Below are 10,373 nucleotides of genomic sequence, written 5' to 3' on the forward strand. Positions count from 1 at the left end.
GCATCCACCAGCTCTGCCTTCGTCCCCTCCGACACCCCCGCATCCTACGACCCAACAGCCCACGAAAACCGAAGAGTTATTGATCGGCAGGCCCCTGGTGACGGCAGGATCCTCAATACGGCTCCGGTGTCTTCGGTGACGTTCCCGCCGCGATGATCCGCCGCAGGCCTTCGGTGAGTTCGCCGGCGCCGGTCGCGGTCTCGGGGTCGAAGGTCCACTGCGCGATGAGCCCGTTCATCAGGGTCATGTAGAACTTGCCCAGCGTGTCGACGTCCTCCTCCGGGACGTCCTCCTCCCGGCCACCCATCAGCAGCGGGATGATGCCGCGCGCCGCTTCGCGCTGCGCCTTGGCCAGATGGTCGCGCACGCCCGGCAGTTTGTCGCCCATGACCGTGATCTCCATGCTGAGGTGCCACGACGAGCCGGGCTTCCGCATGGTGCCGATGATGTTCGACCAGACCACGTGGAACCGCTCCAGGGAGCCCGGCTCGGTGTCGCCCGTGGCCCGCTCGCCCGAGTCGAAGTCGTCGGCGAGTCCTTCGACGATGGAGATGTAAGCCTCCGCGAGCAGTGCGTCCTTCGACCCGTAGTGGTAGCCGATCGACGCCAGGTTCGTCCCCGACTCCTTGACGATGTCGCGGGCCGTCGTGCGCATGAAGCCCTTCTCCAGCAGGCAGCGCTTGGCGCCTTGGAGCAGATCCTCACGGTGTCCCATGCGGGTCAGCCTACCCCTGCCACATACGATCGTCCTAGACACTTGTCTTACGCATACGCGCTGAGGGCACTGTGTGACAGGCCAGTTGGCATGGTGGCAGAGATCATGCCAGGGGCGATGGTGGTGCCGTTGCGTCCGCAGAGGAGTCCGGGGGACCGGTCAGGACAGCTTGGGCAGTGTGGGCTGAGTGCCCGAAAGGGATGGCTGTAGTGGGTCGTCCCGTCACGTGGGAGTAACGGTCACCTGGTTGCTATCGAGACCCGCGCGACGCGGAGACTCGGACAGATCCTCCAGGCCTATCCCAGGGCCGCGGCTATTGCCCACCTGGCGGCCGTCTGTCGGCGACGAAGTCTCGCAAGTCGCGGATCACCCGCGGTTGCCGACGAGGTGATTCGTCGCTATGCGGAACCATCAACGGTCAAGTAAGGGGGGATAGGGGTATCGCCCGTGTTGCGCGGCCCGCACACTCACCATGTGCAGGGTGGGCGCCGACCGGAATCCAGGGTCGGCCAACGCGTCCGGCACGTACTATCTGCCAATTTCTTGGAGCCAACGTGTGGAACCACGAGCACAGAATCGAAACCGACACCTCGCCGGCCTCGATCTGGGCACAGTACGCCGACGTCAGCACCTGGCCGGGGTGGAATCCCGGGACAGGTTCGGTGGACCTTGAAGGGACGTTCCGAACCGGTGCCAGAGGCGTCCTCACCTCCCTGGAGTACGGTCCCACTCCGTTCACCCTCGTTGAGGTGATCGAGCACGAGGGCTTCACCATGGAGACCCAGGTCGACGCGCATGTCGTCCTGCGGTCCAGCTGTCGGGTCACCGCCCTGCCCGGCGATGGGTCCCGCATTGTCCACCGGTCGGAGCTCTCCGGTCAGGGTAGCGAGCAGTTGGGGTCGGCGATCGGCCCGGCCATCGCCAAGAACCTGGCTGAGGGGGCTCAGGCCCTGGTTGCGGCCTCCGGAGCCGCCGCATAGAGGACTGAGCGACGACACCGAGTTACTCCTGGCTCGTTCAGTGATTCCTGCCTCTGAGGAGACCGTCGGGAACGTACAGCCCTTCCGCCGCTTGCTCGTCCTTGCCCCCCCCCCCGCATGGATCGGGTGACGGGTCCCGAAGCCTCCGCCGGCCACACCCGGCGGAGGCTTCGGCTTACCGAACACGGCATACCCATCAGGAGTTCAGGCACTCGATGATCTCTTTGGTGATTGCCGGGGCGTGGTCGTTGATGAAGAAGTGACCGCCGTTGAAGACGCGAAGGTCGAACGGCCCACAAGTGTGCTCGCCCCAGGCGCGGGCGTCCTCGACGGACACCCTGGGATCTCTGTCGCCGGTCAGAGCGAGCACCGGGCAGCTGAGCCCAGAACCCTCCTGGTAGTGGTAGGTTTCCGCCGCCTTGTAGTCGTTGCGTACGTAGGGCAGCACCATCCGGATCAGCTCGTCGTCGTCCAATATCTGTGACCCTGTACCGCTGAGACGCTTCATGTCGGCTATCAGTGCGTCGTCGTCAAGAAGGTGGACCTGTTCGAGGCGGTATCGCGAAGGTGCCCGCCGACCCGAGGCGAAGAGATATACAGGCGTGATGCCGGCATCCTCTAGCCGCAGGGCGACCTCGAATGCCAGCGTGGCCCCCATGCTGTGGCCGAACAGAGCGAGGGGGCGGTCGGCCCAGGGTAGCAATTGCTCCACCACCATGTCCGCCAAGGTACGGATGTCGTCGATGAGTGCCTCGTGACGCCGGTCCTGCCTTCCGGGGTACTGGATAGCCAACACCTCCACTGCCGGAGGAACCGCCCGGGACACCGGAAAGTAGAATGTCGCCGAACCGCCCGCGTGCGGAAAGCAGATCAGACGTGTGCCCGCGTCAGGGGCCGAATGGAACCGTCGAAGCCACGCGCCTGTCTCTTCGAATTCTCGGGTCGCGCTCATAGGATCGTTCCTCCTCGTCATCGCACCTGACTCACCCCGACGCGTACCAAGGCCGACCTGCTCCGACGGGCGGGCACTGAAGAACGTCTGGATCGACAGCCGAACAATCCACAATCCTGACGGCACGTCTTCCAGTAGACCACCCCTGAAATTGAGGGAATGACCCCTATCTATTTCCTTCGGTGTCAGGGTAGTCCGAACGTTGCGCTCGATGCGGTTACAAGTCGTTTACCGGAGGGGACGGGGGGAAGCTCTCGGGTGATAGCCTTCTCGTCCGGTATATCTCACCCCGGCCGGGACGCGCGCCGTCGCATCCCCTATTAGGTAAGCCCGGTGCACGCCAGGAATATCCGTCCGTCAGATAGCCTAAATCAGCCAATTGCCGTGCGATCCGCGAGTGATTCCACCGCCGCAAGGGCGAGTCCGCGCTCCTTACGGAAAATGCTCTTGGAGCTGGTGACACTGGCAACCTCTTCCGCGTCGGGAGCCGGATTGGTTTCGGGTGCGGAAGATGTCGTGTCGGAAGCGGATGGCGGATGGCGGATGCTGCAGGAATTGCCCGATGGGTCACCAGGTCTAAGTCGTTAAGCATGCGACGGTATCAGAGTCACTCAAATGGCTAGTATGAGGTATTGATGCCAATCCGACCCGCGAGTAACATGACGATTAACGTAATGGAGGACGGGCAGCTGGAATTTGCCTTTGAATGGGCCGACACATCGTATCGCTATCATCCCGCGGCCACGGCCATGTGGATCGCGCTCCAGCAGCACGACGGTCTGCCTGATCTCGCAGCCGCCGAGCTGGCCGCGGCGTGGGACGTCGACCTGGATTGGGTTCGTGCGGGCTTGGACGCATGGCTGAGTGAGTTGGGCGCCGCAGGACTGATCCAGGACGGCGCCTGATTTCCGGGTCAGTGTCATCCCGTCATGAGGCAGTGGGGGAGTCGATCCGGAACTGCGTGGGCAGCTCTTCACGGTTTCGGATGCTCAACTTGCTGTAGACGCGAGTGAGGTGCTGCTCGACCGTGCTGACCGTGACGAACAGTTTCGCGGCGACATCGCGGTTGGTGTACCCCTGAGCGGCGAGGATGGCTACGCGCCGTTCGGAGTCACTCAGTTTGGCGAAACTGTCGTGCTCCTCGGGGGACCCATTGGCCGACTGAGGCTTGGCCGTGGCCAAGGACGTCGGCATCAGTGCTTGAGTCAGTTCTCGGGCGGAGCAGCTCTCGGCGATTCGTCTGGCTCTGCGAGCTGCGGTCCGTGCCTTGGCCTTGTCACCCAAGGTCTGGCAGGCCTCACTCAGATCCGCAAGCGTACGTGCGGATCCGTAACGGTCACCACTGACCTGGAACGATTGCAGCGCCTTGTAGAGAGTCGCCGGCCGCTCCTTGACGGTCTGAATGGAGGCCAGACAGCGCAAGGCCGCTCCGCGGGCCCGCGGGAACCCGTCTGCGGTGCGGGCCAGCTGCTCATCCACCAACTTCGCGGCACGTTGCCGTTCGCCGAGGCGCAACCACGCCTCCGCCGCGCCGATTCGCCACTGGGCCAGGGAGGGCGAGTCGATGTCCCACTTGGTCATCCGCCCTCCGCAGGCCGAGAAATCTGCGAGTGCGGCATGCGGTCGGTCCGAGGCCAGATGGTGCTGTCCTCGGGCGAACATGTAGTGCAGGCCTGGCACGGTCTGGAAGACCTCCGGCGGTACCGGACGGGCGAAGTGCTCGGCGGCCGCGTGGTGTTGGCCGATCCCTGTGTGGGCTTCGGCGAGGGTGGCCACCGTCAACGCCGTATACAGGCTCCAGGAGTCGGCACGACGGGACAGGGCCCGCTCGGCCTCATCGGCCGCGACGTCCAGGTAACCCCTGCGCAGCGCCACCAGTGAGGAGAAGGTGCCGAATAGCTCCTGCGAGAGCGGTATGTCGAAGGCTTCGGCCTCCGTGGTGTAGAGGTCGCACCAGACGGCGGCGGAGTCCAGCAGGTCCGCGTAGATGAGACTGAGGAGCGCGGGTGCGATGGCCTGGAGCGATCCGTGTGCCAGGCTCTCGTCCTGCAGCACCTGCTCGGCTTGCGCCATGGTGTGCTCGTTCGCGGTTCGCGTCAGTACGGCCGACAAGGTCTGCGCGGCCCGGACCGCCGACGAGCAGATGGCCGGGTCGACGCTCTTCGCGGACGGGTCCATGCTCACGTCCGCCTTGATCCGGGGCAGCACGCCGGGGTAGCAGGTGGCCACGTCGGACCGCAGAGTGCGCATCCGGGTTTCGCACTCCGTCATGGCGTCCCCCGCGGACGACATGACGTGGTCGATGACCTCCACCGCATCGTCGAGCTGCAGATGCCACAGCATGCCCTCGGCGACCTGGAGGCCTTCATCGGCGTGCATCTTCCCTGCCAGTACTGGTGCTTTCAGGGAGCGGAGACATGCGGTTGCCGACACGGAGTCCAGCAGCAGCCACTGGGTGTTGGCGGTTCGCACCTTGAGTGAAAACCTCCGGTTCTCGTCCGAGCAGCACTCACTGGCGAGCTTGAGATACTGCAGGGCCAGCCCTGCTTTGTTCTCGTCGAGCGCCCGGCGCGCCGCGTCCTCCAACACGGAAATCAGCCACTCCTGGCCCTGGAGCGGCCCGGTTCTGAGCAGCAGCTGAGCGACGGACTGGGAGGGTGCCCCCTGATCGTGCAGAAGTCGGGCGGCGCGATACTGGAGATCGGCTTGTTCGTGCTGGGGGATTTCGCGGAGCAGGGCGGACTGTGCCGCCCTGTGCCGGAACTGAATCCCTTTCAGTAAACCGGCCTCTGTCATGGCCCGGACGACCTGCTTCGCCATCCCCGTGTTGATGTTGTTAAGTAGGCTCAGCAGATGGAGGTCGGCTCCGCCATCCAGTAAAGCGATCGTTCCGGCGACTCTCGTGGCCAGTGGTCCCATCCGGTGGGCACAGACCAGGATCGCCTGCTGGAATGCGCTCATGGCCGTCGCGTGCTTGTCCAGCGCGGTCTCCTCCCGGGGGGAGGGCGCCTCCTGCCGAGAAGAGAGGTCGCGGACGGGCTCCTCTCTCAGCATCGCTTTGATCAGCAGGGGATTTCCTCCGCTGAGCGTGTAGTACGAATCAGTCACCTCCTCCGGCTCGGATCGGCCGGAGCATTCGCTGATCAGTTGGGCCACCCCTTGACGAGTCAGCGGATTGAGGCGGATGTGGTGGACGTCCGGCCGGTAGACGAGTTCCTGCAGGATCGGTGGGGGTGTATAGCCGGGCCGCGGTTCCCAGGTGAACGCCATCCCCAGCGGGCCCGAGGCCGAGTCGTGCGTGAGATGCAGGTACTGCAGGCAGCGTAGCGACTGGACGTCGGTGTTCTCGACGTCGTCGACAGTGATCAGGACGGCACCATGCCGTGCAAGTTCGGCGACGACCCTGTGCGCTTGTCGCGCGACCTGGATCCACTCGCTCTCCGTGTCCACCCCCGCGGTGGGCATGGGCAGCGTGAACCCGCTTTCTGTGGACAGCAGTTTCCCGAGCGTGGCGTACGGTGAGCTGTTCTCGCCCGGTGGGCTCGTGGCGCTTAGAACGGTAATACCGGAGGACAGGGCCTGCTCGTTCAATGCCCGGAGGACGGTGCTCTTGCCCATAGCGGTGGATCCGCTGATCACAGTGAAGATTTTCTTCCGGTTTGCTAACTCGAGCACCAGATCATTCAGTTGCTTAACAACGTGCTCACGCTCCACCAACAACATGCTGACGCTCCCCCATTTGAACACCACGCCTTTACGGAAGGCCCTTGCCTATGTGTTGCGTACGCATTTGTGAATCGCGTCTGGGAAGAATGACCGCCGTGACTCTGATCCTGAGCAACGTTCTGCGGTCGGATGCACGGCCGCGACTGGTTTCCGTACCCCGGCCATCGCGTCTCGGGGCGGTAGCCTCTGTTCCGTAGAGAAAGGGTGCTCCTTTACGGATTCTGACGCTCGGTTCGGGAGTGTGCGGTGCCCGTTCCGGTCGCCTGAACAGGCTCCGAGAGTGATCTCTACGCGCGTCATGCTTGGCTACTGCCGCTCGCGCTTGAGGTGGCGCTGCTACGAGAGGGTGCAGCGACCCCTGTCATGCCCGAATGTCGCCCCGTGCGCCCTTAGGTGATGTGGAGGTGAGAGGAGGCGCGCCGGCCTGTGGAATTTTCCCATTCTTGGGAAACCTATGGGGTACCCGAGGGTTAACATTTACCGGCGCATCCCCGAACGATCCGGAATGTCGAATTCCAACCCCCACTGCCACTACAGTCCTCACTCTTGTGCTCTGCGCGTGACGTGCCTGAAATGTTCCGCCGTACCGGAAAGTGGCCTGCTAGAAACTGTGTACGGGTACATGCTAAGCACGGGCGGGGTCGGCCGGTCAAGAGGGTTCGATGGTGCTGACGGTGATCGTCAATTGTGCGGAAAGGCTTCCTGTTGTGATTTGTTCCGCTCGCTGAAGTCCGGTGATCCGGTGTGGATGAGGCCTCGGTGTAACAGGTCAAGGCAGTAGATGACGCCCTTCTGCGAACTTGCTGCACGCTGCGCTATGCACGGTTATGCGACAGGTAAGGTATGTCCGGATTGGCCACTCCTGCGATGCGTGTAGTACGGATAACTCCCGAACGGCAAGGGGCCGCCCCGACGGAGCGGCCCCACTGTGTTCAGGTGTGCTCACATCGACTTTGCCGCGTCTTTCCTCGCAGACGGCGACGAGAGCGCGCGGCTCGGTGCGGTCGCTGCCCGGAGCCCGCATTCCTGGCGCGCGCCCGGGGCAGGGATGCCGGCCTCCTCTCCGCAGAACCGCAAAGAGACGGACCCGACGGCGCAGCGGCGGGTGCGCGGACTCAGTCGGCCACCCGCATCGAGATCTCCAGCCCATCGCCGAAGGGCAGGTCTACCGAGAGGTATCCCGCGCCGCGGACATGGCTCAGATAGGGAGCGTGCACGTCCTGCCCGACGTGCGTGTCATCGGCGATCACTATCGCCCCAGGAGCGAGCACGGGCTCGAGGAGGCGCAGCACCGGCAGATTGAGGTCCTTCCATGCGTCCAGCAGGACAAGGTCGATGGGCCCGTTGACATCGCTCAGCGTCTTGAGAGCGTCACCTTCCCGGATCTGCACGAGATCATCGAGACCTGCCTCGGTGAGGTTCTCCTGGGCTACCCGCGCTTTCGTGGACATCAGCTCGGTCGTGATCACCTCGCCACCGCCGTTGTCCCGCACGGCTGACGCCAGGAAGATCGTCGATATTGCAAACGATGTGCCGAACTCGACGATACGAGTCGCCTGCTTCGTCCTGGCGAGCATGTACAGCAGATCGCCGACCTCCCGCTGCACAGGCAGGTAGGAATCGGCGAACAGGTCGTTGAGCTCCTTGTGTGTGAACTCCTGCAAAGGCCGCCCGTCAGCAATGATGGCGGCGATCGCCGGTTCGTCCTTCACTTTCTCGTCGACGTACAACTTGTCGAGCACTGCGCTGACGCGATCAGAGGCGAGCGTGGTCATTTCATGCCTTCCTGCCGGACGTGGGGAATGATCTGGCGCCCACTGCGCGCCGGGTCCGCCCAAACCGCGGCCGAAGCGGCGGACACGGCCTGGACGCTATGCACTCAACCAGCAGATGCCCGCTCGGCGGTCTTAGCTGAGCCCATTGATAGGGGGGCGGGTTCTGCACTTAGGGGGCGATCGCACTGGCGACAGACATGCGCCGATGACTTGAATCGGACCAGATCCACAGCTGCCTTCGGCCCTCAGCCGGCCCGTCGAGCGGTCGGAGCCTTGGCCCCGCCGAGGCGGCGGTTGGACGGACGTACACCCACCGCAGCCACGGCGGGGCCCGGTGAGATTCGCGCCGCTCGCGCGGCCCTTGACGGTCCGCGCAGCCGGTACCGGCGGATTCCAGAAGATCGAAGAGGAGACGACGGATGAGTATCCGGGACCAGCAGAACCCGTTCTTCGGACACCTTCACCTGACCGGCGCACCGTGGGACAAGCCGGCGCGCCATCTGTTCGAAGACCGCGTCGCGGCAGCCGCGGAGGCCGGGGCCACGGGTATCGGCTTCGGCGCGGAGGAACTCGACCAGCTGGTCGGGACCCGCTCGCCCGCCGAACTGCGCGGCATCCTCGACCACCACGGCCAGCACATCGGCGAGTTGGAAGTCCTGATGGGCTGGCACCTCGACGGCCCCGAAGCCGAGGGACCGCGCGCGGTCGAGAAGCGCATGTACGCCCTGGCCGGCATGTTCGGCACGGCACGGATCAAGGCCAGCGCCGTCTTCGTCCCCGCCACCGCGATGCCTCCGCTGGACCTGCTCGTCGAGCGCTTCGCCGCCCTGTGTGACCGTGCCGCCGCTCACGGGGTCGTGATCTCACTGGAACCGCTGTCGGTGTTCCCAGGCTTCGATTACCCGACTGCGGCGGAGGTCGTCCAGCGGGCCGACAAGGCGAATGGCGGCCTGCTGATCGACAGCTGGCACTTCTTCCGCGACCCCGGCGCGTTCGCAGCGCTCGACAAGCTCTCGGGCAGGCACATCAACGCTTTCGAACTGGTCGACGGGGCCGCCGAACCCAAGGTTTCACGGCTCGAGGACTGTGTGGATCATCGACTGCTACCCGGTGAAGGTGACTTCGACCTGGCGCGCCTCGTACGTCTCCTGGACGACAAGCAGGTCGACGTCACGCTCTCGGTGGAGGTCCTCTCCGCAGAACTGCGCGCATTGCCCCTGCGGGAGAACCTGAGCCGAACAGTGACCGCGGTCCGGACCTTCTTGGAGGCCCTGCCGCTGCGGTGAACCGCCGTACTGAGGAACGACCGACTCCTTCCTGCCGCTCCGTGAGGACGGTGCCGGCGCCCGCATCCCATGCCGTGGCGGGGCCGGTCGGGCGGAGTCAGGGGTGAGCTGGGGTTGGGGCGGTCCCCAAGCGATGAGTAACGTCCCATTGCAGCGTCCCGGACCCCTCACCCGTCTGCTTACCGGGAAGTTCGCCCGAAGCCTTCCCATCGTCCGGCTCTGCCAGGAGCACTCATCCGCCGGGATTGCTCAGCCGATGGCCGTGGGCCGTGGGCGGTGCGCCGCTCAGGGGACCGGCCTCTTCGGACCGAGACCGTCTTGAGATTGGTTGGTGTGTGTTGGCGAACGACGACAAGCTCCGCGATTACCTCAAGCGGGCCACGGCTGAACTGCAACAGAGCCGGCAGCGGCTGCGCGAAGTACAGGCGCGCGAGCACGAGCCGATCGCCATCGTCGCCATGGGGTGCCGGTACCCGGGCGGTGTCTCCTCGCCGGAGGACCTGTGGAAACTCGTGACGGCCGGCCGCGATGGCACCTCCGGGTTCCCGGTGAACCGCGGCTGGGACATCGAGCGTGTATACGACCCGGAGCCGGGTAAGCCGGGTAGAACTTATTCTCGCCGAGGCGGATTCCTGCACGAGGCAGGGGATTTCGACGCCGAGTTCTTCAAGATCAGTCCCAGGGAAGCGAAGGAAACAGACCCGCAGCAGCGGCTGTTGCTGGAGACATCCTGGGAGGTCCTGGAGCGGGCGGGGATCGACCCACGGTCGATGAAGGGCGCCGAGGTCGGAGTCTTCACCGGGATCGTTTACCACGACTACCCGTACAACGCGAACACAGGATCCATCGCTTCGGGGCGTATTGCTTATTCGTTGGGTCTTGAGGGTCCTGCGGTGTCGGTGGATACGGCGTGTTCGTCGTCGTTGGTGGCGTTGCATC

Annotated in this window: 8 protein-coding genes; 4 read left to right on the forward strand and 4 right to left on the reverse strand. The window is 64.5% G+C overall.

The window, feature by feature from the left end; genetic code table 11:
• Positions 1-112: 112 nt before the first annotated feature.
• Positions 113-715: a TetR/AcrR family transcriptional regulator gene (locus tag AB0D14_RS44255; protein ID WP_362791013.1), complete on the reverse strand. Its 603-nt coding sequence runs from the start codon at positions 713-715 to the stop codon at positions 113-115.
• A 554-nt stretch (positions 716-1,269) separates the two neighbouring features.
• Here AB0D14_RS44255 and AB0D14_RS44260 point away from each other — a divergent pair.
• Positions 1,270-1,695, forward strand: a complete 426-nt coding sequence (locus AB0D14_RS44260) for an SRPBCC family protein (protein WP_362791016.1) — start codon at positions 1,270-1,272, stop codon at positions 1,693-1,695.
• Between the two features lie 196 nt (positions 1,696-1,891).
• On the opposite strand, the gene AB0D14_RS44265 is transcribed toward AB0D14_RS44260, so the two are convergent.
• Positions 1,892-2,647, reverse strand: a complete 756-nt coding sequence (locus tag AB0D14_RS44265) for an alpha/beta fold hydrolase (protein ID WP_362791019.1) — start codon at positions 2,645-2,647, stop codon at positions 1,892-1,894.
• 674 nt (positions 2,648-3,321) lie between these two features.
• Here AB0D14_RS44265 and AB0D14_RS44270 point away from each other — a divergent pair.
• Entirely contained in the window at positions 3,322-3,552 is a 231-nt protein-coding gene (locus AB0D14_RS44270) for a PqqD family protein (protein WP_362791022.1), read from the forward strand.
• Positions 3,553-3,574: 22 nt separating this feature from the next.
• Here AB0D14_RS44270 and AB0D14_RS44275 read toward each other — a convergent pair whose 3' ends face one another.
• Entirely contained in the window at positions 3,575-6,370 is a 2,796-nt protein-coding gene (locus tag AB0D14_RS44275) for a LuxR C-terminal-related transcriptional regulator (protein ID WP_362791025.1), read from the reverse strand.
• Positions 6,371-7,488: 1,118 nt separating this feature from the next.
• Complete coding sequence (locus AB0D14_RS44280; RefSeq protein ID WP_362791028.1) at positions 7,489-8,148, reverse strand: class I SAM-dependent methyltransferase; 660 nt, start codon at positions 8,146-8,148, stop codon at positions 7,489-7,491.
• A gap of 419 nt (positions 8,149-8,567) precedes the next feature.
• On the opposite strand from AB0D14_RS44280, the gene AB0D14_RS44285 reads away from it, so the two are divergent.
• Together AB0D14_RS44285 and AB0D14_RS44290 are read left to right on the forward strand one after the other, a co-directional pair.
• The gene (locus tag AB0D14_RS44285; RefSeq protein WP_362791030.1) at positions 8,568-9,434 is read left to right on the forward strand and encodes a TIM barrel protein; all 867 of its coding nucleotides are present in this window, start codon (positions 8,568-8,570) and stop codon (positions 9,432-9,434) included.
• A gap of 338 nt (positions 9,435-9,772) precedes the next feature.
• Positions 9,773-10,373, forward strand: a 601-nt coding sequence (locus tag AB0D14_RS44290) for a beta-ketoacyl synthase N-terminal-like domain-containing protein (protein WP_362791033.1), incomplete at its 3' end; no start/stop codon positions are given.

It is taken from the genome of Streptomyces sp. NPDC048484 (genome assembly GCF_040651415.1).
Lineage (GTDB): Bacteria > Actinomycetota > Actinomycetes > Streptomycetales > Streptomycetaceae > Streptomyces.